Origin of the sequence: Pelosinus fermentans JBW45, assembly GCF_000271665.2 — a bacterium.
GTDB classification, from domain to species: domain Bacteria; phylum Bacillota; class Negativicutes; order DSM-13327; family DSM-13327; genus Pelosinus; species Pelosinus baikalensis.
In genome coordinates this window covers 3,416,069-3,439,117 of sequence record NZ_CP010978.1, presented here as the reverse complement: position 1 = coordinate 3,439,117, position 23,049 = coordinate 3,416,069, and the positions used below count along the sequence as shown (strand labels likewise).

At 37.2% G+C, this 23,049-nt stretch carries 16 protein-coding genes; 15 read left to right on the top strand and 1 reads right to left on the bottom strand.

Annotated elements, in window-relative coordinates; translation table 11 throughout:
- Nucleotides 1-20: 20 nt before the first annotated feature.
- From JBW_RS15300 to JBW_RS15280, 5 genes are all read left to right on the top strand, one after another.
- Nucleotides 21-698, top strand: a complete 678-nt coding sequence (locus JBW_RS15300; RefSeq protein WP_007954507.1) for a fructose-6-phosphate aldolase — start codon at nucleotides 21-23, stop codon at nucleotides 696-698.
- A gap of 422 nt (nucleotides 699-1,120) precedes the next feature.
- Nucleotides 1,121-3,163, top strand: coding sequence for a BglG family transcription antiterminator (locus JBW_RS15295; RefSeq protein WP_007954508.1), 2,043 nt, complete (start codon nucleotides 1,121-1,123; stop codon nucleotides 3,161-3,163).
- A gap of 13 nt (nucleotides 3,164-3,176) precedes the next feature.
- Complete coding sequence (locus JBW_RS15290; protein ID WP_007954509.1) at nucleotides 3,177-3,614, top strand: PTS sugar transporter subunit IIA; 438 nt, start codon at nucleotides 3,177-3,179, stop codon at nucleotides 3,612-3,614.
- An 81-nt stretch (nucleotides 3,615-3,695) separates the two neighbouring features.
- On the top strand, nucleotides 3,696-4,796 hold the full coding sequence (locus tag JBW_RS15285) for a PTS fructose transporter subunit EIIC (protein WP_007954510.1): 1,101 nt from the start codon (nucleotides 3,696-3,698) through the stop codon (nucleotides 4,794-4,796).
- 118 nt (nucleotides 4,797-4,914) lie between these two features.
- Nucleotides 4,915-5,232: a PTS fructose-like transporter subunit IIB gene (locus JBW_RS15280; RefSeq protein ID WP_007954511.1), complete on the top strand. Its 318-nt coding sequence runs from the start codon at nucleotides 4,915-4,917 to the stop codon at nucleotides 5,230-5,232.
- Between the two features lie 239 nt (nucleotides 5,233-5,471).
- On the opposite strand, the gene JBW_RS15275 is transcribed toward JBW_RS15280, so the two are convergent.
- Entirely contained in the window at nucleotides 5,472-6,218 is a 747-nt protein-coding gene (locus tag JBW_RS15275; RefSeq protein WP_007954512.1) for a DeoR/GlpR family DNA-binding transcription regulator, read from the bottom strand.
- Nucleotides 6,219-6,444: 226 nt separating this feature from the next.
- Here JBW_RS15275 and JBW_RS15270 point away from each other — a divergent pair, with 226 nt between their 5' ends.
- The 10 genes from JBW_RS15270 (at nucleotide 6,445) to JBW_RS15225 (ending at nucleotide 23,043) form a co-directional block, all read left to right on the top strand.
- Complete coding sequence (locus tag JBW_RS15270) at nucleotides 6,445-7,347, top strand: glycyl-radical enzyme activating protein (protein WP_007954513.1); 903 nt, start codon at nucleotides 6,445-6,447, stop codon at nucleotides 7,345-7,347.
- 194 nt (nucleotides 7,348-7,541) lie between these two features.
- On the top strand, nucleotides 7,542-9,947 hold the full coding sequence (locus JBW_RS15265; protein WP_007954514.1) for a glycyl radical protein: 2,406 nt from the start codon (nucleotides 7,542-7,544) through the stop codon (nucleotides 9,945-9,947).
- A gap of 110 nt (nucleotides 9,948-10,057) precedes the next feature.
- The gene (locus JBW_RS15260) at nucleotides 10,058-11,092 is read left to right on the top strand and encodes a threonine aldolase family protein (protein WP_007954516.1); all 1,035 of its coding nucleotides are present in this window, start codon (nucleotides 10,058-10,060) and stop codon (nucleotides 11,090-11,092) included.
- A 231-nt stretch (nucleotides 11,093-11,323) separates the two neighbouring features.
- Nucleotides 11,324-14,986 (top strand): dynamin family protein, encoded by a 3,663-nt coding sequence (locus tag JBW_RS15255; RefSeq protein WP_007954517.1) that lies wholly within the window; start codon nucleotides 11,324-11,326, stop codon nucleotides 14,984-14,986.
- 101 nt (nucleotides 14,987-15,087) lie between these two features.
- The gene (locus JBW_RS15250) at nucleotides 15,088-15,522 is read left to right on the top strand and encodes an N-acetyltransferase (protein WP_007954519.1); all 435 of its coding nucleotides are present in this window, start codon (nucleotides 15,088-15,090) and stop codon (nucleotides 15,520-15,522) included.
- A gap of 522 nt (nucleotides 15,523-16,044) precedes the next feature.
- A complete protein-coding gene (locus JBW_RS15245; protein ID WP_007954521.1) occupies nucleotides 16,045-18,087 on the top strand; it encodes an OPT family oligopeptide transporter in 2,043 nt (680 codons plus the stop codon).
- Between the two features lie 234 nt (nucleotides 18,088-18,321).
- Nucleotides 18,322-18,702, top strand: a complete 381-nt coding sequence (locus JBW_RS15240) for an MmcQ/YjbR family DNA-binding protein (RefSeq protein WP_007954522.1) — start codon at nucleotides 18,322-18,324, stop codon at nucleotides 18,700-18,702.
- Nucleotides 18,703-18,828: 126 nt separating this feature from the next.
- A complete protein-coding gene (locus tag JBW_RS15235; protein ID WP_235333796.1) occupies nucleotides 18,829-19,233 on the top strand; it encodes an EamA family transporter in 405 nt (134 codons plus the stop codon).
- 31 nt (nucleotides 19,234-19,264) lie between these two features.
- Entirely contained in the window at nucleotides 19,265-20,440 is a 1,176-nt protein-coding gene (locus tag JBW_RS15230) for a chromate transporter (protein ID WP_007954524.1), read from the top strand.
- 335 nt (nucleotides 20,441-20,775) lie between these two features.
- Nucleotides 20,776-23,043 carry an ATP-binding cassette domain-containing protein gene (locus JBW_RS15225; RefSeq protein WP_036680547.1) on the top strand — a complete coding sequence of 756 codons (2,268 nt, stop codon included), beginning with the start codon at nucleotides 20,776-20,778 and terminating at the stop codon, nucleotides 23,041-23,043.
- Nucleotides 23,044-23,049 lie beyond the last annotated feature (6 nt).

The following is a 23,049-nucleotide window of genomic DNA, read 5'->3' as shown; positions in this document are numbered from 1 at the left end:
AGATACAAAGGAGAAAAAATATGAAATTTATAGTGGATTTTGCAAATTTAGACCAAATTAAGGAATTATATGCTTATTATCCAGTTGATGGTGTTACAACCAATCCATCGATCCTAGCAAAGGAAGGAAAAAATCCTTACGAAGTATTAAAAGGAATTAGAGAATTTATCGGAGTAAATGCTGAGCTTCACGTTCAAGTTATTTCATTAGATGCTGAAGGTATGATGCAAGAAGCTCATAGAATTCAAAAGGAATTAGGCGCTAATACTTACGTAAAAGTTCCCGTGACAAAAGAAGGTCTAAAGGCAATGAAAACTCTTGCGGCAGAAGGCGCTAACATTACGGCAACTGCTATTTACACACAAATGCAAGCTTATTTGGCAGGAAAAGCGGGAGCTCACTATGCCGCTCCCTATGTAAATAGAATTGATAACTTAGGTGCTGACGGGGTGAAAGTCGCAAAAGAGATTCATGATATCTTTAAAAAGAATGATTTAAAAACAGAAGTTCTTGCGGCAAGTTTTAAAAATTCACAACAAGTATTAGAATTGGCAAAGTATGGTGTTGGTGCTGCAACAATCTCTCCTGATGTAATTGAAGGATTAATCAAGTTGGATTCAGTTACCTGTGCAGTGGCAGCATTTACAAAAGATTTTGAAGGTTTATGTGGTAAAGGTAAATCCATGTTAGATTGCTAATCAAAGCAAATCTGCAGACAGATTCATTGTTAAAAGTATAGAATTCTTCCTTACTGCCCAGAATAGCAAATAACTATTCAAGCCAGTAAGGAAGAATTTTTAGTTCATCAGAACGTATAAGTTTTTTGGGGTAAAACCACTGAACCACAAAGACGCAATGCTGCGATGCAGCACACAAAGGAGTACGTGTACTTTGCGTCTTTGTGGTTCGATTGTTTTATATGTTTTAAAGGAAGCGAAGCATTTTCTTATGTCAGACCGGAACTTGCATCTGTATAAAAGATATTGCCATAAATTGAATAGATTGAAAATTCCACATTATTGTGGAAATAGAACTGAACAATGCATTATATCTATTTGCTTAACGCTCATGTTATTATTGAGACAATCCAAATAGATAAAATTGCAGTACAACATTGGGGATGATAGTAATTAATCATAAAGAAACAATTAAGAAAAAAATGCTCGTTGAGTTACTGAATCGAACCGTTCCCATTACAATAACAAACTTGGCCAATCTATTTAATAAGACTGGTAGAACAATGAGAAACTATTTGGACGAGATTCAAGATGAGTATAAGGAATTCCGTATAGAAATTGTTAGGAAGACAAATGTTGGTGTTTACATTACTATGGATGACAAAGATAAAGAAGAACTATTAAATTTGTTTGAAAAGGATAAGGTAGGTTCTTTTAACGCTGATAATTTTTCATCTAAATACCGGCAGATATATATCCTAAAGACTCTCTTTGAAGATAAGTTTTCCTATACTATTCAAATGTTTGCGGATGATTTATATTGCAGTAAAAGTACTATCGTGAATGAATTGGTTCATGTCCAAGCATGGGTTGAAAGATATAATCTTATCCTGCAAAGAAAACAAAACCAAGGTCTATGGATAGAAGGGGATGAAAAGGATTATAGAAGGGCTTTCAAGGATTTGATTGATGATATACAAGATAAGGAACATGAAGTTGATGATTTTATTGTCAGCGATGTAGGATTAGATTATAGAATTGACATAGTTGACTATGAAAAAATCAAAAGTATGTTTCCTAAAATAAACTTGTATACGATTCAACGAATTATTCAAGAAGCTGAAAAAGAATTAGGACTTTATTTTACCGATCAGGCTTTCCTTAATTTGATTACTCATATGGCTATAACCATTGAAAGATTAAAAAATCATAAGTCCGTATCAAGCACTGAAAATTATTTTGAAAGTTTAAAGAAGGAACGGGAATATACCGTTGCAAGATGGGTTGTAAATGAGCTGTCAAAAGAGTTTAAAGTGAGCTTTCCAGAGGAAGAGATTGGCTATATATCGATCCATATGATGGGGGCAAAAATTCAAGAACACTATGATGCTGAGGAATCCAGCGCTATTATTGAAAATTATGATGTTGATTTTACGGATATGGCTAAAAGCATAATTTCAATGTCTTCTGAAATATTGGATGTAGATTTAACAAAGGATGAGGGTCTTTTAACCAGATTAGTGCTCCACTTACGACCAACGGTTATGAGGTTAAAATATGGCCTCAGATTAACAAATCCCATCCTTAGTAGGATAAAAGAAGAATACACAAACATATTTGGCGTTGCTTGGGCTTGTAACAGTATCTTTGAAAACAAATTTGGAGTCACTATAAATGAAGATGAGGTTGGATATTTAGTTCTTCATTTAGCACTATCCGTTGATAAGATAAGGAGTAAGATAAAGACTGTAATTGTTTGCTCGAGTGGTATAGGTACCTCTCAGTTGGTTGCGTCTAAACTGGTTAAGAAATTTGACAACTTAGATATAACACATATACTGCCCTATAATCTATTAAGTCAAAAAATAATAGAAGAAGCTGATTTGATTATTACAACCATAAGAAATATCAAGAAGGATGAAAAGGTTATATATATATCAGCTCTTGTTAGTGAAAATGATTATATGAATATAACAAATACGATTAAAAGTCTAAAAAGAGATGGATTGGGTATTCCTCTTTCAAATTCCGAAGACGTAAAGGAATTGGATGATGATGAGTACCAAGAAAGTATCCTTGGAAAAGAATTATGCTTCTTGGATAGTGACATTACCGATTTTCCGCAAGCAATAATCTATTATGGTAAGTTGATGGAGAAAAAGGGCTATGCAAAAATTGGTTTTCATGAGGATATCTTGAAGAGGGAAAAAATAGGGTCAACATACATTGGAAAAGGTATAGCAATACCTCATGCAAAAGATATATTTGTAAATAAATCAAAGATATGTATAGTGAAGTTTATCAAGCCTATAACCTGGCAGGGCAACAAAGTGGATGTTATCTTTATATTGTGCTTAAAATTTAATGATGCTAATAACACAAAGAATTTTTTTAAAAAGTTTTATTCCTTATTAGAAAATGATGAAATGATAAGTAAAATCAAAAACGCTCAAAGTATAAATGATATAACGTATTTATTCGATTAGGGGGATAAAGAAATTGGAAAAAATAATCACGAGGGATTTAATTGTATTAGATTTAGAATCTTCTTCTAAAGAAGAAGTAATCAAAGATATGGCAAAACTGATAGAAGCACAGGAGCGGTTGCATGACTTGCAAGGCTATATGGAACAAGTGTATAAAAGAGAAGAAACCTTTCCTACAGCAATAGGATTTGAAGTTGCTATTCCACACGGAAAGACTGATACAGTCAAAAAACCTACTGTTGCTTTTGCAAGACTAAAAAGTGAAGTTAAGTGGAGTGATGAAGAAAATGCTAGATATATATTTTTAATCGCAGTGCCAGAAACAGAGGCAGGGGACATGCACCTACAAATTCTGGCACAACTTTCTCGAAAGATAATGAGAGAAGAATTTAGAGATCAATTAAAGAATTCATCAGAAATCGATGAACTTTTAAAAATATTGACAATGTGAACCTAATTGTAATGAAGATAGGATTCAATTAATTATGGGTTCTACTTATGCCAAGTTAAAATAGATTAGGAGGAAGAGAAAATGGATGATTTAAAAGGGTTATTTAAAAACACTAGACAGCATCTGATGTCAGGGGTATCATACATGATTCCCTTTGTTGTCGCAGGAGGTGTACTATTAGCACTTTCGGTACTATTGTATGGCTCAGCAGCAGTACCACCAGATGGTACAACACTAAATGACTTATTTAATATCGGTGCAGCTGGTTTAGGACTTATGGTACCAATTCTTGCGGGCTTCATAGCATTCTCAATGGCAGATCGGCCTGGGATTGCGCCGGGAGCTATCGGTGGCGCCTTGGCAAATAAAATTGGCGCAGGTTTCTTAGGTGGTATAGTGGCAGGTATACTTGCCGGTGTTGTTGTTTTTTATATAAAGAAGATAAAAGTTCCAGCAGTTATGCGTTCCGTTATGCCAATCTTTGTTATCCCATTAGTAGGTACATTCATCGTTGGCGGACTTATGATGTGGGTTTTAGGTGCTCCAATCGCAGCTGCGATGGTTGGATTAAAACTTTGGTTAGCGGGACTCGGGACTGGCAATATAATTGCATTAGGAATTATATTAGGTTTAATGATTGCCTTTGATATGGGGGGGCCTATAAATAAAGTTGCATACGGTTTTGGTACAGCTATGGTTGGTACCATTGATCAGGCTACTGGTATGGCAGCTCCAATGGCATTGAAAATAATGGCAGGTATCGGTGTGGCTATCTGTGTACCACCAATTGGAATGGGAGTTGCTACGTTCCTGGCACCAAAAAAGTATACTAGTGAAGAAAAGGAAGCTGGAAAAGCAGCTGTGTTAATGGGTCTTATTGGAATAACCGAAGGGGCGATTCCTTTTGCAGCATCAGATCCGTTAAAGGTTATACCTTCCATAATGGTAGGTGCTGCAGCAGGGGCCGCTACAGCCATGTTTTTAGGAGCGGGAAATCCAGCACCCTGGGGCGGATGGATCGTATTGCCAGTTTCTATCGGAGCAGGTTCCTATGTGATTGCTACTTTAGTGGGTGTAGCCGTAACAGCTCTTATGGTCAATACTTTAAAGCCAAAAGTGACAGAAACGGCTGCTAAGACAGCTGTAGGTAGTAGTGAAGAAGTGGAATTGACTTTTGAATAATACGTTTATTGTCAAATTGATGATTGTAATATCAGTTGGTTACAATGGAATGGATCGCATTCTATTTTTGCAAATTGCTGAATGAAAGAGCAAAAGATATAACAGGAGATGATTTAAAATGAAAATTTTAGCAGTAACAGCATGCCCTTCGGGAGTTGCACACACTTATATGGCTGCTGAGGCATTAGAAAGAGCGGCAAAGGCGAAAGGTATTGAAATTAAAGTGGAGACGCAAGGTTCTATCGGAATTGAAAACACAATTACGGGAAATGATCTCAAAGGTACGGATGCAGTAATTCTAACGAAAGATATGGGAATTAAGAACGCTGAACGATTTAACGGACTCCCCATTGTTAAAGTTGCAATTAGCGACGCTGTAAAAAAAGCAGATCAGATACTGGAAAAAGTTCAAGCTTATGTTAATAGTAAGAAGTAAGCACTTTAACAAATTATTATACTTGTAATGTCAGTGGTTATATACTATCCTTTCTTTAAGAAACAGAATGCTATCACTTACAAGCAGGAACAAGAAGCGAAATAGAATTAAAAAAGAGAAGAGAGCACCCTATGATTACTGTGGGGTGCTCTCTTCTCATAAACCTAGCAATATGATAGTGATAAGCTTTTGCTGAATTCCTCATCATTACCTAGTTAGAGTTCTTTTGAAATATAATTTTAAACGATGCTTAGATTTATATTACTGCTTTCTATCAGAGCTTTGGTATCAGCAGATATCGTGTTATTGGTAAATAAATAATCTACTTCTTTTAAAGGAAACAAAACAACCAAACCATGATTGTTAAACTTAGATGAATCAGTAAGTAATATCACTTTTTTGGCTGACTCTGCCATAGATTTTACTGCCTCGGCTCTCATTAGGTCACCACTCATGAATCCTGAATCTGCTGAAAATCCATCGATTCCTACAAAAAGCTTATCTACGTAAAATTCATTTGCGCAAATTTTTGTAATGGGCCCTACGTTGACTTGAGATTCCTTTTGATATTCGCCACCGAGTAAGATAATTTTGCAATTAGAATATTGTCTAATATAAGATGCAATAAAAGCTGAATTTGTGATAATCGTGACATCCTTTTTACTTTTTGCTAGCTCTTCTGCAAAAATAGCACAAATGGAGCCTGATTCTATCATTACTGTTTCTCCATTTAAGACCATCTGGGTCGCATGTTTTGCAATCTTTTGTTTTACATTGTAATTTAATGCAAGACGATTGTTAATGTCTTCGCTGTCATTCAAAACAGCGTAACCATGTTCTCTGCAAATGAGTCCCTTTTCAACCAAATTATCCAAATCTTTACGAACAGTCACTTGAGAAACTCCTAGGAGATCGGAAAGCTTTGATACTTCTATTTTTTTATTTTCATTTATTAAATTTAATATTTTTGTCATTCTAGCTGTCATATTTTCCTCCCCAGTAAGGATGTATTTTTAAAATTATAACATAATAGTTTTAACTATTACAATAAAGTCTATAAGAACAATGAATTTATCTCAAAACAAATTGCATGTAATTGTAACATTGTTTAGTTATGAATGGAATAAAAAAATATTAATACGAAATTGTTTTGTTTACAAAAATAATAGACCGAGTTATCATTGTTGTATTATTTAAAAAGGGGTGTGGCATATGAATCAGGAGAAAGCCTTACTATTTAATATACAAAAATTCAGTATACATGATGGTCCTGGGATTAGAACTACTGTGTTTTTTAAAGGGTGTCCTCTTCGATGTCATTGGTGTTCCAATCCTGAATCTCAAATTGGTAAAATTCAAGTTGCATGGAATTCTTTAAAATGTATAAGTTGCCAAAAATGTGTAAAAGGATGTCCTGAGGGCGCCATATCTGAAGCGAAGGGGAGTATTGTTATAGATGGTGAGAGATGCAAGGGTTGGCAAGAATGTCTTAAAGAGTGTCCTACAGATTCCTTTCAAATAGAAGGAGAATATAAAACGGTAGATAAAATTGTCTCTGAAGTACTAAAGGATATAGCTTTCTATGAAGAGTCAGGTGGAGGAGTTACCTTAACTGGTGGAGAGGTTCTACAACAAGCTGATGTTGCCATTGAAATTTTAAAGGAATTGAAAAAGCATAATATTCATAGAGCTGTTGAGACTACTGGATACGCAGCTCCTAAGGTATTTGAGAAATTTTTGGAGCATATAGATCTATTATTATTTGATTTGAAACACTATGATCCCGTCAAGCACAAAGAAGGAACTGGTGTAGACAATATGATAATCCTAGAAAATATGAAAGCAGCTGTGAAAAAAGGCAAGAAAATAGTCGCAAGGATTCCAGTAATCCCTAACTTTAATGATAGTTTACAGGATGCAGAAGGGTTTAGTAAATGCTTAAATGAGATTGGCATCAAAAATGTAGATCTGTTGCCATTTCATCAGTTTGGTCAGAAAAAATATGATTTGCTCTGTATGGAGTATAAGATGAAGGATGTAAAACAACTTCATCCAGAAGATTTAATGGATTATCAAGAAGTTTTTATTCGCAATGGATTGAATTGTAAATTTTAATTTAAATGACCCATTTCTGCTTAATACAGTAGAATGGGTTTGTTTTTTCGTAATGGTAATTTGAAGTTTGTTAAAAACGTAAAAAAATAATTACAAATGAAGATGAAATGTTTACTTTTGTAAGCGGCGATGATACCATTTGATTAATGATAAATGTGAATTCACATTTAATAAAATGAGTAGGAGGAATAGAAATGAGTGAATATTTTGGACTATTAACGAAAAGAATGAATCAATTTAGAGAAGAAGTGTTAACTGCAAAACCCAAGGTATGTGCAGAAAGAGCAGTCTATACCACTGAAAGCTATAAAGAACATTTTGATAAGCCAATAGTTTTAAGAAGGGCCTATATGCTTGAGAATATTCTTAAGAAAATGAGTATCTTTATAGAAGAAGATACACTTATTGTTGGAAATCAAGCCACAGAAAACCGTTCAGCGCCTATTTTTCCAGAGTATGCCATGGACTGGGTAGTAAAAGAACTTGATGAATTTGAAAAAAGAAATGGAGATATCTTCTATATTACAGAAGATACGAAACAGCAGTTGAGGGATATTGCACCCTTTTGGGAGCACAATACAACAAAGGAGCGAGGTCTTGCAGCAATACCACCAGCTAGCAAAGTTTTTTATGATTTAGGAATCATAAAAGCTGAAGGAAATATCACATCTGGAGATGCTCATATTGCAGTTGATTATGGAAAAGTGATGAAAGATGGGTTAAAAGATTATAAGAAAAGAACTCTTGCTGTGATGGATTCCTTAGATTTGACTGATTTTAAGAATCTTAAGAAACTATATTTTTATCAGTCAATCATCATTGTTATTGATGCAGTTACAGCATTTGCAAAGAGATATTCAGACTTAGCAACTTCAATGGCAGAAAAAGAAAAAAATCCTGTAAGAGCAGTGGAATTACGTGAAATTGCCAGCATATTGACTAAGGTTCCTTATGAACCAGCTGATTCTTTTTATGAAGCAATTCAATCTATGTGGTTGGTTCAGTTAGTCCTTCAAATCGAGTCTAATGGTCATTCTCTATCATATGGTAGAATGGACCAGTTCCTGTATCCTTATTATAAAAAAGATATTGATGCGGGTGTAATTACTGAGGAAAGCGCTGTAGAGCTGCTAACGAATTTATGGATTAAAACAATGACAATCAATAAAATTAGAAGTTGGGCTCATACTCAATTTAGTGCAGGTAGCCCCCTTTATCAAAATGTTACCATAGGAGGTCAAACTGTAGATAAGAAGAATGCAGTAAATCCACTTTCCTATCTGATTTTGAGGAGCGTTGCACAAACAAAGCTTCCTCAACCTAACTTGACAGTTCGTTATCATGCAGGACTAGATGACAGATTCATGAAAGAATGTGTCGAAGTTATCAAAGAAGGATTTGGCATGCCAGCTTTCAACAGCGATGAAATTATCATTCCATCCTTCATCGAAAAGGGTATCAAAGAAGAGGATGCGTACAATTACAGCGCCATCGGTTGCGTTGAAGTTGCGGTTCCTGGAAAATGGGGATATCGTTGTACTGGAATGAGCTTTTTGAACTTTCCTAAGTCCTTATTGATTACCATGAATGATGGAGTGGATCCCAAATCCGGTGTGAAAATAGCAGAAGGTGTTGGACACTTTAAAGATATGGAAAATTTTGAAGATCTTCAAAAGGCATGGGATGTGCTAATAAGAGACTTTACTAGGCACAGCGTAATTATAGAGAATGCATGTGACATGGTCTTAGAGGCAGATGTTCCTGATGTACTATGTTCCGCATTAAGTGAAGATTGTATTGGACGAGGAAAAACTCTGAAAGAAGGCGGAGCCATATATGATTTTATTAGTGGGCTACAAGTCGGGATTGCTAACTTAGCAGATTCTTTAGCGGCAATTAAAAAATGTGTATATGAAGAGAAGAGAATCAGTCGTGACGAGCTGTGGAATGCATTAATAAATAACTTTGAAGGTCAAGACGGAGAAAGAATTCAAAATATGCTCCTTGCTGCACCTAAATACGGAAATGACGACGATTATGTAGATTTACTTGTTACAGAAGCTTATAACAGCTATATTGACGAAGTAGTGAAATATCCTAATACACGCTTTGGAAGAGGACCAGTAGGTGGAACTCGGTATGCGGGAACATCATCGATTTCTGCTAACGTTGGTCAAGGTCTCGGAACTATGGCTACTCCAGATGGAAGGAAAGCATTCACACCACTTGCAGAAGGATGTTCCCCAACTCATGCTATGGATAAGAATGGTCCTACATCGGTATTTAAGACAGTTTCAAAGCTTCCAACTAAAGATATTACGGGTGGAGTGCTATTAAATCAAAAGGTAACGCCACAAGTGTTAGAAAACGATGATGCCAAGATGAAATTAATAGCAATGCTACGCACATTCTTTAACAAATTAAAAGGATTCCATGTTCAATACAATGTAGTTTCCAGAGATACTTTAATAGATGCTCAAAATCATCCAGAAAAACACAGAGATCTCATTGTACGTGTAGCAGGATACTCCGCATTCTTCAATGTATTGTCTAAAACGACACAAGACGATATTATCAAAAGAACAGAACATGTATTGTAGTCATAATTTGGTCGATAATCTGGAAGGATTATCACAAAAAGAAATTAAAGAAATACATGCTTCTATGTTGTTAATTCAGAAGAAATTGGATAGATTGGAGACGATATAAGATGATACGATTTGAAAGTGATTATACAGAAGGTGCTCATGAGCGAATTATGAAACGATTATTGGAAACCAATGAAGAGCAGACACCCGGTTATGGTATGGATGAACACTGTGAAAAAGCTAGAGCTTGTATTAGAAAAGCGTGTCATGCAGAGAATGCAGATGTACACTTTTTAGTTGGAGGAACACAGACGAATACTACTATTATCGCTTCCATTTTGCGCCCGCATCAAGGCGCAGTTGCTGCAATTACTGGACATATCACAGTACATGAAACTGGGGCGATTGAAGCTACTGGTCATAAAGTACTTACTTTGCCGAGTGATGATGGGAAAATCCAGGCAGAACAGGTAAAAGATTTATATGATGCTCACTGGAATGATGTCAATCATGAGCATATGGTACAGCCCGGATTGGTTTACATTTCTCACCCTACCGAGAATGGAACCACTTATAGTAGATCCGAATTGGAAGCTTTAAGTAAAGTTTGCCGGGAATGTGGTTTACCGCTGGTTATGGATGGCGCCAGATTAGGATATGGTCTGGCTGCCAAAGGCAGTGATTTATCTTTGGCAGATATTGCAAAGCTATGTGATGTATTTTATATAGGAGGAACGAAAGTTGGAGCAATGTTTGGTGAGGCAGTAGTAATTATAAATAATGCTTTGAAAAAAGATTTTCGGTATTTTATCAAGCAAAATGGAGGAATGCTGGCTAAGGGGAGATTATTGGGTGTTCAGTTTGAAACCTTATTTGAAGATGGCTTATATTATGAAATTTCTAAGCACGCCGTGGATATGGCGATTATGATTCGAGAGGCATTTGCTAAAAAAGGATTTTCTTTTCGATATGATTCTACAACAAATCAGCAGTTTCCAATTTTGCCGGATGATGTCTTAATGGAATTAAGCGAAAAGTATTCTTATTCCTTCTGGGAAAAGGTCGATGCTGCACACAGTGCTGTAAGGTTTTGTACCAGCTGGGCTACGAATAAGAAAAATGTTGAAATGCTGACAAAGGATATTGAGGCATTATAATGGGACATGGGCGCCTAAATCATAAGCCCCAAAAATGCTTAAACCAAAATCACGACATCCACAGTCAAAATACCAATAAACCAAGAAACCCGCGAATTTCGCGGGTTTCTTGATCTTGATTTTTATAATTAAGTAGGACACTACGCGTAGTGGAGAACATAACATTGCCTATACGTCACTATATAGTGTAAAATAAATGAATTATAGAGTTTGTTATAAGGGGAATTAGTTATGATTCAAACTGCGAATCGTCAAATGACAATTCGATCATTAAAGGGGAAGCTTTTAGCTGCTTATGAATATTTAGTAGAACACAATGATCAAGAAAATGCGGTCAAAGTTAAGCAATTAGCGGGTAAATTAGCAAATGAGGAATTTGCTATTGCATTTTGCGGACATTTCTCTGCAGGAAAATCAACGATAATTAATCGCTTGGTGGGGGAAAATTTACTGCCGTCAAGCCCTATTCCAACCAGTGCTAATCTTGTAAAAGTTAAAGCGGGAGAAGAGTATGTAAAGGTATTTTTTAAAAAGGACAAACCTCGTTTATATCTCGCTCCCTATGATTATGAAATGGTAAAAAACTATTGCAAGGATGGGGACCAAATCCAGGCAATTGAAATTAGCCATTCAGATTCCCAGCTGCCAAGTCAAACCGTTATTATGGATACGCCTGGTATTGATTCTGCAGATGACGCCCATCGTATTGCCACAGAATCCGCCATTCACCTTGCTGATTTGATCTTTTATGTAATGGATTATAATCATGTTCAATCCGAATTGAATTTTATGTTTACAAAAGAGCTAACAGAAGCCGGCAAAGAGGTTTATCTTGTTATTAATCAAGTTGATAAGCATTCCAATCAGGAACTTTCTTTTTCGGAATTTAAAACAAGTGTGGTTGAATCATTCTCATCATGGGGAGTAAAACCGGCTGCTATTTTTTATACCTCTTTAAAAAAAGATGACCATGAATATAATCAATTTTCTGAGTTACAGGCTTTTTTAGCGGAGCGGTTAAAGGAAAAAGATAGCTTACTCCTTCAATCTATTTCTCATTCACTGCAAAAAATCATCAAAGACCATTTGGATGTAACAAAGAAAAAGAATGAACTGGAGCTAGAGCCGTTCAAGGATATCTTAAATGAATTATCTGCTACGGAGCAGGAAGAGTTAGCAGATAACTACAACAGGCTGAGTGAAGAGAAAAACGCTTTAAGCGAGGGACCTGAAAAGGCAGAAAGGCAATTTGATGCCGGGGTCAATAAAATCATGGCAAATGCCTATTTGATGCCGTTTGAAACCAGGGCGCTTGCGCAAGGCTATCTTGAATCGTGTCAGAGCGAATTTAAGGTTGGATGGCTGTATACAAAACAAAAAACGTTAGCTGAAAGACAGGAAAGACTGGATCTCTTTTACCAGGGTATACTCGAAAAAACAAAATCACAGGTAGAGTGGCATCTTCGTGATTTTCTGTTACGATTTTTAAAGGAGAAACGGGTCGACAATAAAGAATTGCTTGCCAAAATCCAGAGCTTTACTGTTCATTTTTCAAGTGAATTATTAGCTGCCGCTGTAAAAACGGGGGCCCGTTTATCCGACACTTATGTTATAAATTACACGGATAATGTTGCAACCGAAATTAAACTTTTGGCTAAAAGCGTTTTAGCTGAGCTTAAGATCGAAATACTCAATGCCCTGCATGATAAAAATGCTGCCATCCAAGTACGATTAAGCCAAAAATCAGCAAGCTTGGAACGGTATATCACCGCACTTGAGCAGGTGAAAAAATATGAGTCAGCTGAGAATCTTGAGCGAAGGTCGCTGGAAACGCTGCTTATCGAGGCAAATGGCTTGGAGGATGACCGTTTTCAGTTGTTTGAGCTAGAAGAAGAGGAATTTGAGGTCGTCTATGGGGAAAACGGGCAAGCTCCGCAGGTACAGAAAAAATCGAGTCTCCCGATGAACAAGCCGATCCTAAAAGAAAAAACTCCATTACCCGACGCATCATCAGACCGGATGAAACAAACAGCTGAAAAATTAAAGAAGACGGCGCAGCTTGTTCAGGGTTTGCCGGGCTTTAAGAAGCTTGCAGGTGAACTCAAGGAAAAAGCGGAAAGATTAGATCATAAAGGTTTTACTGTTGCCTTATTCGGGGCATTTAGTGCTGGTAAATCTTCTTTTGCGAATGCGTTAATCGGAGAAAGAGTGTTACCTGTTTCACCAAATCCAATGACAGCGGCAATAAACAAAATTAAGCCGATCAATGAATCATATTCACATGGGACTGTTCTCATTAAGCTTAAAGAGGAAGGTGTGATGCTTGAAGAGGTAAATCATTCCTTGAAGCTATTTGATTTGCATGGGGAGAGCTTAGCCGATGCAAGGAGACAAGTAGAAAAGCTCAATGAGCATTTGGGGCAGCAGGGGGCAGCCGAGAAGACAAATTATGCTTTTTTGCAGGCATTTACCCGGGGGTATGCTGCTTTTAGCGAACAGCTAGGTACAGTACTCAAAAAAACGATAACGGAATTTAGTGATTATGTTGCAATAGAAGAAAAATCCTGCTTTGTTGAATGGATTGATCTTTATTATGATTGTCCGTTAACCCGCAAAGGGATTACTCTAGTCGATACCCCGGGGGCGGATTCCATTAATGCCCGTCACACGGGAGTGGCCTTTGACTTTATCAAAAATTCAGATGCTATATTGTTTGTAACCTACTATAATCATGCATTTTCAAAAGCAGATCGAGAGTTTTTAATTCAGCTGGGGCGTGTAAAAGATTCATTTCAATTAGATAAAATGTTTTTTATGATAAATGCCATTGATTTGGCTGATAACGAGGAAGAAAAGGAAACCGTTACTCTATATGTCCACGAGCAGCTAATAAAATATGGAGTCAGAAATCCTCACTTATATCCATTATCAAGCTTACAGGCACTGAAAGAAAAAGAGGAAAAGACAACCCTTCCCGTTTCAGGAATGTCGGCTTTTGAAGAGGCTTTTTATCATTTTATTACCAATGATTTGGCTAACTTGGCGGCTCGAGCATCTGAAAATGAAATGAACCGTGTTTCTCGTTTAGTAGCAAAGCTCATTGATAGTACCAGAGAAGATGCTGCAGTTAAAAAGCAAAAGCGGGAAAATATGGTCGCCGAGAAAGTGGCTATACACGAAATTCTTGTTAAGCAGACGTCACAAGATTTAAAAAATCGTCTGTATCAGGAAACAGAAGAATTAATTTATTATATCAAGCAGCGGGTATTTTTACGTTTTACTGATTTCTTTAAAGAAGCATTCAATCCTACAGTGTTACGCGATGATGGCCGTGACTTGAAAAAAGTATTGCAGAATGCACTGGACGAATTACTTGAACAAATTGGATTTGACTTTGCCCAGGAAATGAGAGCAACCACGGTAAGACTGGATCGCTTTGCTGAAAAAATAACAGCAGAGTATCAGATAGTGCTTGTCGAAAGGATTCTTGAGATGAATCAGGATTTATCCTTTTCCCATTTTGAATTTGAGAATAAAGCACAAATTGATTTTGAAGTCGCTTTCAAAGATATTCAGTATGGGTTGTTTTCGAAAGCAATGACTTATTTTAAAAATCCAAAATCATTTTTCGAAAAAAATGAAAGCAAATTAATGAGTGATGAGATGTATCGTGTGCTGAGCTCTGCAGCAGATGAGTATTTGCAGAATGAACAAAAACGGATACAGGCTCTATATGGACATGTCATGGAAGATGAGTTTGAACAATTAATCTCGCACATGACGGAACAAGCTGATGACTTTTATTTAAGTTTGCTCTCAGCCTTAGATGGCGGAGTTCCAGCCGAACAGCTAATAGAGATCCAGCAAAGCTTAACAGAACTTAATAAAGGATGATGTTGATTCATAAGAATAAATCAGTATCAGCGTAATGCTGATACTGATTTTTATACATACTAAATACGAACATGACATGTAAGAATATATAAGGAGAAAGTATGATTAAAGAATTTGAGAAATCTGAAATAGATGAAGTTATGAATATTTGGCTTGTAACTAATATTAATGCTCACAATTTTTTGCCAGAGAAATACTGGATAGATAACTATAATGTTGTTAAAGAGCAATACCTGCCGATATCGGAAACCTTTGTTTATAAAGAGGATAGTGTCATTAAGGGATTTATCAGTATTATTAACGACTCTTTTATTGGAGCGTTATTTGTTGCGAAAGAGTATCAGGGCCAAGGGATAGGCTTAAAGCTAATCAATCACTGTAAATCTTTATATCCCAAATTAGAATTAGCCGTTTATGTAGACAATATTGGTGCAGTTGACTTTTATAAGCGGTGTGGCTTTGAATTTCAAACAGAGCAGGTCAATGAAGATTCTGCATTTAGAGAGTATATAATGTTCTGGAATAGAATGAGTTAGGTGATAGTTCCATGCTCCATTTTGATAGGGGCTATCTTCTACACTATGTTGAAAATAGTATCCCTTGTTCTATCATGTTATCACTGCCGCTGGCTATTATTGGCGCCATTGTCGGTCTCGTGATTATGCACAGTGATTTGAATCTTATGAGGTATTAGTGTAATGCTGATACTTTTTTTTTGCGCAAACAAAGGAAGAAATTTATTTTCTAGATTTGTCTTTAATATGTAATACTAGTTTTTTCGATTTCGAATATATATAGATAGAAGTTGAAAATTGTAATGACAACATATTTTTATATCAAATTGCCGCGGTTACATAAAAATAATGAAGGAATTTGTGGAAAAATATAGAAAATGAGTAAAATAAGCCTTGTGAGAATATAATGCAATTTACTGCGAACCTCAACAAGGAACTTGTATGATAACGCAGTAATAGATTGGGGGAATTGCCCTTGAATTTTTTATAGGAAAGTGTGACCAATCCAAATGGATAAAAACTTATTAGATGAGGAGTATAGGTATGAAACAAGTAGATTTTATGAGTCATGAACTAAATGTTCCTGAGCTTACGCTTCGGGGAATATTGCTGGGAATGATAATTACGGTCATTTTTACGGCATCCAATGTTTATTTGGGCTTAAAAGTAGGACTCACGTTTTCGTCGTCTATTCCTGCAGCTGTTATTTCTATGGCAATTTTGAAAATGTTTAAAGATTCCAATATCTTGGAAAATAATATGGTTCAGACCCAGGCATCGGCAGCAGGCACTCTTTCAGCAGTTATATTTATTATTCCCGGCTTACTGATGCTCGGGTATTGGCAAGGATTTGCTTTCTGGCAAACTTTGATGATTTGTGCTTGCGGCGGCGGCCTTGGCGTGTTGTTCACAATCCCATTGCGCCGTGCTATGATTGTCAATAGTGATTTGCCTTATCCTGAGGGGCTCGCAGCTGCAGAAATTTTGAAAGTAGGCAGTGGTAATGCTGCGGGATCCAAAGATAATGGTATAAAAGATATTATGTTTGGTGGTATTTTCTCGGCGATTGTCAGTTTATGTGCAGAGGGTTTTCACGCTATTTCGTCGGGAGTGCACTATTGGTTCAGTTTCGGCAAGGTTACTTCGCAGCTGCCTCTCGGATTTTCTTCTGCTTTATTGGGAGCTGGCTATTTAATAGGTATTGCCAGTGGTATGGCAATGTTAGCAGGGACTATTTTATCATGGGGCGTATTTGTGCCCTATCTTACATCTGTCATGTCTCCGGCAGCTGGGCAGAGTGCCAGTGCGTTTGCATCTGCTATATGGGCACAAAAGGTGCGCCTTATCGGTGCTGGTGCGATAGGGATTGCTGCAATATGGACACTGATTACGCTTATAAAACCAATCATAGATGGTATGCGCATTTCGATACAAGCTATGAGTCGTTCTGAAACCGGAAAAAGTTTGCACCGCATGGATACGGATTTGTCTCCGAAAACGACAGCCATGGTTTTGAGTATTATTGTTATTGGGTTGCTGGGAACATTTTATTCCTTTATTGCAGATGCGAACCTGTCAGCAGGTACCACAGGAATTTTTGTTGTTACAGGTGTTGCTATCTCTATTTGCATGGGATTTTTTGTAGCTGCTGCATGTGGTTACATGGCCGGACTAATTGGAACATCAGCCAGCCCGATTTCGGGGATCGGCATCTTGGGAATTATTGTATCTTCTCTTGTGGTACTTGGAATAGGTACTGCAGTCAATCTTTTTGACACAGAAATAGGAAGTAAATTCGCCATTGCTTTAGCTATATTCATGACGAGCGTGATTGTCAGTATTGCTGCTATTTCGAACGATAATTTGCAAGATTTAAAAACTGGTTATCTTGTTGGCGCTACGCCATGGAAACAGCAAGTAGCTCTGTTGGTGGGCTGCGTCGTCGGAGCATTTGCCATTGCACCGGTATTGAATTTATTATATGAGGCGTATGGTTTTGTCGGGGCTATGCCACGCACTGGAATGGACGAAAGCCAAGTCCTATCTGCACCGCAGGCGACTTTGATGACTACGATCGCCCAAGGGATTTTCAGTCATAATTTGGATTGGAATTATATTCTTTTCGGCGTGGGAGTTGGGATTTCAATCATTATTGTAGATGTACTATTGAAAAAGAACTCGGCAAAATACTGTCTGCCGCCGTTAGCTGTAGGAATGGGTATTTATTTGCCGCCTACTTTGGAAGTGCCCCTTATCATAGGTGCTGTCATGGGTTATTTTGTGAATCGTTATCTACGTAATCGGGCGATTGAGCGGAGTCCGAAAAACATAGAAGAAGATGTGGAGAAGTGCAACCGCCATGGTGTATTGTTTGCGTCTGGGCTGATAGTTGGCGAAAGTATAATGGGAGTCATCATTGCCATTATTATTGTACTTTCAGTAACAGGCGGTGGCAGTGATTCGCCGCTGGCAATCGTAGGTAAGGATTTTGGCCCCACAGCCGATTGGCTCGGCTTACTCATATTTATTGCGATGATTGCTATATTTATTTATCGCATTGTTAGTGTAAAATTTGAAACTAATTAATGAATCAGGGAGCTGTATCATCTATAATAGTGAAAACTCCTGCAAAGTTCAGCTTTGCAGGAGTTTGTATTTTACTTCTGGCGGAATTTCTGCTGGAATAAATATGTCATTTCACATCATTAAGCGGCTATTGGGTGAAAATGTTGCGAGAATGACTGCAAAGCGTATGGAGTATGATATTATTATTGTAAAGTAATAATATCATGTACGAAATTTTTTGGATGTGAGGAATGTATGGAAGAAGAGAGACTTAATTTGAATTCAAGAGACCTATATTTATACTGTCTAACTAAACCCGGATCAATTGAGGATTATCCTTTCGGCGCCGATGTGATTGTTATTAAAGTAGCATCCAAGATATTTGCACTACTATCACGTAGGCACGGTCAGGATATTCTTTCGTTGAAATGTGATCCGGACTATTCTGAGCTATTAAGACAACAATGCCCAAGCATAACACCCGGATACCATTTGAATAAACGGCACTGGAATACGTTACTGCTCGACGGTAGTATTCCAGAAAGAGAAATAAGAGGCTTAATTGATCATTCTTATGAGCTGGTATATAAATCACTTCCCCGGAGAAAGAGGATGGGAGATCAGGAAGACTGGTGAATTTCATTAACGGTGAAAAATACGATGCTGAGAATCCTGGTCCGAGAGCTAATGGTTTTTAGAGTCATCGAGTGTTTGAATATAAATGAGACAGGGAGTTGAGATAAAATGTTCAATGCCTATCTAATGGCTGGTCTAGCGATGGTATTTTGGGGTATTGCTCCGATCTTTGGGAAATTGGGGCTAGGTGAAATGCAACCGATAGTCGCACTCACTATTCGTAGTCTGGTTATTAGCGTCATTCTTCTTATAACGATGACTGTGTCTGGGCAGTGGGGTAATATTGCCGAAGTAACAGCAAAAGATACTACATACATTGTGCTTGAAGGCATTTGCGCCGCTTTATTAGGGCAACTGGCTTATTATTATGCACTAAAATTCGGTGAAGTTGGTCGTGTATCACCGATTGTTGCAGCGTTTCCGCTAGTTGCCCTGCTTTTAGGTATCGTGTTTTTGGGAGAAAAGGTGACATTTTATAAAATTGTTGCGGCTTTTCTAATCACCTCAGGAATAGTTCTTTTAAAGTATTAGACATGTCTTAAAGAAAAATATGAGGTACATTATGCCAAAGAATAAACAAAACTATATCTGGCAGCTACAAGAGATCTTCTTAGTTTCACTTTATTTGGGTCTTACCTCTTTCGGGGGACCAATCGCACACCTTGGATATTTCCATACTGAGTACGTCAAGAACAGAAAATGGATTACGGAAGAAATATATAGTGATTTAGTCGCTTTATGCCAGTTCTTGCCTGGTCCTGCCAGTAGCCAGGTAGGTATAGCTATTGGAACTTACCAGGGCGGTATATTAGGCGGATTTTTAGCTTGGCTCGGTTTTACCGTACCGTCCGTCCTCATCCTGGTGTTTGCGTTCTATGGTTTACGAGAGATCGACCCAGCTAGATTGGTCTGGATACATGGTCTAAAAATTGTTGCGGTCGCAGTTGTTGCCCAAGCTGTATGGAGTATGAGTACTAAATTAACCCCTGATAAAGAGCGGGCTACTATTGCTCTCTTGGGAGCAGTGATTACTTTGCTATGGCCTAACGCATATATGCAAATATTGACCATCATGGTAGCGGGTTTGGCAGGTACGGTTTTCGGGAAACATAGAGTAACTAGTCAACACCCCAATATGGTCTTTCCCCTTAGGAAACGTACCGGTGCTATTGCGCTTTTCTTATTTATAGGGCTGCTTATTGGGTTACCGTTACTGCGTCAAATAACGACTAACGAATGGGTGGGTGCATTCGATAGCTTCTATAGGATTGGCTCCCTGGTATTCGGTGGGGGGCATGTTGTTTTGCCAATGCTTGAAAAAGAGGTTGTTCCTATTGGATGGGTAGAACGGAGCCAATTTTTAACAGGTTATGGGTTAACGCAAGCGGTGCCTGGTCCGTTATTCACTTTCGCTTCATATCTTGGGGCAGTCATGGGCGGGTGGCCTGGTGCTATAATCACAACCATTGCGATATTTTTGCCTTCTTTCCTGCTCGTTATTGGTGTAATACCTTTTTGGGATACCCTAAGAACAAAGTCTTGTCTACAATCTGCATTGTGGGCAATCAATGCGGCAGTAGTTGGTATATTGTTTGCAGCCCTATATGACCCGGTATGGACATCAGCAATCCGTAGCACAGCAGACTTTACAATTGCAATTATATGTTTTGGACTGCTTCAATTCTGGCGTGTGCCGCCCTGGTGTGTGGTAATTGTAGCGTGCCTGCTAGCCTTATAGACTCATAGCTTCCTCGGGTTAAAACGCCACGTCATTAAAACATAGCAATTCGCGAACGAGATAAAAAAATGCAGCCTACTACCTTAATGGGGTAGTAGGCTGCTACTATTTTTAAAGACTTTTTTTGGAAATGCCCCACGTCATGATACATGGATACTCAGTTTTATAAGTGGATAACAAGTATAGTTGCCATTTAAATTTATTGTAATTACTGTAAATTGCAAGTGTATAAATTTGCAATCAAAAAAGAAAAGTAGTAAAATATGCTTAACCTGGTTATGCATTTACGCGGTAATGTAATCTGTTTTAAGATAGCAGCTTTGAAAGGTGATTTTATGGATAAGAAAAATGATCAAGAATATATACATGTAATTGGAGCTAGAGAAAAAAATCTTAAAAATATTGATGTGAAAATCCCAAAGAAAAAAATAACTGTCTTTACCGGTGTTTCAGGCTCTGGAAAATCATCGCTAGTATTCGATACAATAGCAGCAGAATCACAACGACAGCTAAATGAAACGTATTCAAGTTTTATTCGCCATCGCTTGCCGCACTATGGGCAGCCCAATGTGGACGCTATTGAAAACTTATCTGTTGCAATTATCATCGATCAAAAACGAATTGGAGGAAATGTAAGGTCAACCGTTGGAACGATTACAGATATATATTCGTTGCTAAGATTATTGTTTTCGCGTATAGGGAAACCCTTTGTTGGTTTTTCTGATGTTTTCTCATTTAATAACATTTCAGGAATGTGCCCGAAATGTGAAGGATTAGGTAAAATTGATACGATAAGTATTGAACGGTTGCTGGATGGAAATAAGTCTCTCAATGAGGGAGCCATTTTATTTCCTACCTTTGAGCCGGGAGGATGGAGATTAAAAAGATATATCCATTCAGGATTTTTTGATAATGATAAGAAAATACAAGACTTTACTGAGGAAGAATTAGACTTGCTTTTATACAAATCAGATATTAAAGTAACTACCTTTGATCCAGAATGGCCGAAGACTTCACTTTATGAAGGCCTTATACCGAGAATTACAAGAAGCTTTCTGAAAAAAGAGGAAGGACAATCGACCAAATATAAAAAAGAAATAGCTAGGATTGTTGGTAAAGAAAAATGTCCTATTTGCGGTGGTGCTCGATTAAATCAAACCGTTTTTCAGTGCAAAATAAACAATAAAAATATAGCGGATTGCGTTGAAATGCAAATTACTGATTTGGTAGATTTCATTCGTACAATTAATATCCCAAAAGCAGTAACCATGGTCACGGCTATAGCTAATCGGCTAGAACATCTAGTTTCGATTGGCTTAGGCTATTTGAGTTTAAATCGCGAAACCTCAACTCTTTCGGGCGGCGAATCACAACGAATAAAAATGGTTCGACAGTTAGGAAGCAGTTTAACAGATATTACTTATATTTTTGATGAACCAAGCATTGGGTTACATCCTCACGATGTAAATAAAATTAATGCTCTATTAAAACTCTTATGTGATAAAGGGAATACCGTATTGATAGTCGAGCATGACCCGGACATTATTAAAATTGCAGACTATATTATTGATATGGGGCCTAGAGCTGGTACAAATGGTGGCAAAATTATATATCAAGGCGCTTTAAGCGGCTTGGCGCAATTAGACACACTTACAGGAGAATATTTATGCAATCAAACAAATTTGAAAAAGAAAATAAGAAACGCAGTTGAATGGTTATCACTAAAAAATGCGTATTTGCATAACCTTAAAAATATTGATGTGAATATTCCTAAAGGTGTTATGACGGTAGTAACTGGGGTTGCAGGCTCAGGAAAAAGCACATTAATCAATCAGGTGTTACCCCAATTTTACCCTGATACAATTTTTATCGATCAGAAGCCAATCAAAACCTCAAAGCGTTCTAATATCGCTACTTTTACAGAAATATTTGATATAATAAGAGAACTATTTTCAAAAGAAAATGGTGTAAAGCCTGCTTTATTCAGCTTCAATTCACAAGGAGCCTGCCCAAGCTGTAAGGGGTTGGGAGTAATATATACCGATTTGGCATTCATGGATACGGTGGTAAATGTATGTGAGGTTTGCCAAGGCAATAGATTTATAGATGAAGTATTAAGTTACAAATTACGTGGCAAAAGCATAAGCGATGTTTTAAACATGACAGTTGAAGAAGCCTTAGACTTTTTCTATGAAAAAGAAATAGCAGCAACCTTAAAAAGGCTGGCAGATGTAGGAATAAATTATATTAAACTCGGACAACCATTAAATACTTTATCTGGCGGAGAATTACAAAGAGTGAAGCTTGCTGTTGAACTGGAAAGCAAAGGGAATATCTATGTGCTGGACGAGCCGACAACTGGACTTCATATGTCAGACATATCAAAGCTTCTTAAGATTTTAGATCACCTTGTTGAAAAAGGCAGTACAGTAATTGTGATAGAACATAATTTAAATGTTATTAGTCAAGCGGATTGGGTTATTGATTTAGGACCTTTTGCAGGACAAAATGGTGGTAATGTAATTTTTGAAGGATCACCAAAGGATTTATTAAATTGTAATTACTCCATTACAGGACAATATTTAAAAAAATATATTAAGTAAGGAGAC

Coding starts and splice junctions, on each gene's coding strand:
- JBW_RS15300 (WP_007954507.1), top strand. CDS start 21: ATGAAATTTATAGTGGATTTTGCAAATTTAGACCAAATTAAGGAATTA.
- JBW_RS15295 (WP_007954508.1), top strand. CDS start 1,121: ATGATAGTAATTAATCATAAAGAAACAATTAAGAAAAAAATGCTCGTT.
- JBW_RS15285 (WP_007954510.1), top strand. CDS start 3,696: ATGGATGATTTAAAAGGGTTATTTAAAAACACTAGACAGCATCTGATG.
- JBW_RS15280 (WP_007954511.1), top strand. CDS start 4,915: ATGAAAATTTTAGCAGTAACAGCATGCCCTTCGGGAGTTGCACACACT.
- JBW_RS15275 (WP_007954512.1), bottom strand. CDS start 6,218: ATGACAGCTAGAATGACAAAAATATTAAATTTAATAAATGAAAATAAA.
- JBW_RS15270 (WP_007954513.1), top strand. CDS start 6,445: ATGAATCAGGAGAAAGCCTTACTATTTAATATACAAAAATTCAGTATA.
- JBW_RS15265 (WP_007954514.1), top strand. CDS start 7,542: ATGAGTGAATATTTTGGACTATTAACGAAAAGAATGAATCAATTTAGA.
- JBW_RS15260 (WP_007954516.1), top strand. CDS start 10,058: ATGATACGATTTGAAAGTGATTATACAGAAGGTGCTCATGAGCGAATT.
- JBW_RS15255 (WP_007954517.1), top strand. CDS start 11,324: ATGATTCAAACTGCGAATCGTCAAATGACAATTCGATCATTAAAGGGG.
- JBW_RS15250 (WP_007954519.1), top strand. CDS start 15,088: ATGATTAAAGAATTTGAGAAATCTGAAATAGATGAAGTTATGAATATT.
- JBW_RS15245 (WP_007954521.1), top strand. CDS start 16,045: ATGAAACAAGTAGATTTTATGAGTCATGAACTAAATGTTCCTGAGCTT.
- JBW_RS15240 (WP_007954522.1), top strand. CDS start 18,322: ATGGAAGAAGAGAGACTTAATTTGAATTCAAGAGACCTATATTTATAC.
- JBW_RS15235 (WP_235333796.1), top strand. CDS start 18,829: ATGGCTGGTCTAGCGATGGTATTTTGGGGTATTGCTCCGATCTTTGGG.
- JBW_RS15230 (WP_007954524.1), top strand. CDS start 19,265: ATGCCAAAGAATAAACAAAACTATATCTGGCAGCTACAAGAGATCTTC.
- JBW_RS15225 (WP_036680547.1), top strand. CDS start 20,776: ATGGATAAGAAAAATGATCAAGAATATATACATGTAATTGGAGCTAGA.